Below are 233 nucleotides of genomic sequence, written 5' to 3' on the forward strand. Positions count from 1 at the left end.
TTTATCGAAATTTTCCGAGAAAACCCATTGATCGACGCGAAGCGGCGTCGATGGGATGAATCGGAATAGTTAGCCCTGCTCTTGAATGTATTTTCGAATTGTATCAGCAGCCGCATTTCCAACAGAGCAAACAAAATATCCGTCAGACCAAAATGTTTTTTTAACCCAGAATTGCTTTTTAAACCATTTAAATCTCGACCATAGACTTTGCGTTGTAGATTGTTTAATTCTCC

Annotated in this window: 1 protein-coding gene; it reads right to left on the reverse strand. The window is 39.1% G+C overall.

Annotated features, from left to right (window positions below):
* Positions 1-69 precede the first annotated feature (69 nt).
* The gene (locus tag AAEY55_RS18630; protein ID WP_350552782.1) at positions 70-228 is read right to left on the reverse strand and encodes a transposase; all 159 of its coding nucleotides are present in this window, start codon (positions 226-228) and stop codon (positions 70-72) included.
* Between the last annotated feature and the right edge of the window lie 5 nt (positions 229-233).

Origin of the sequence: Pseudoalteromonas sp. 120-MNA-CIBAN-0494 (assembly GCF_040308885.1) — a bacterium.
Taxonomy (GTDB): domain Bacteria; phylum Pseudomonadota; class Gammaproteobacteria; order Enterobacterales; family Alteromonadaceae; genus Pseudoalteromonas; species Pseudoalteromonas nigrifaciens.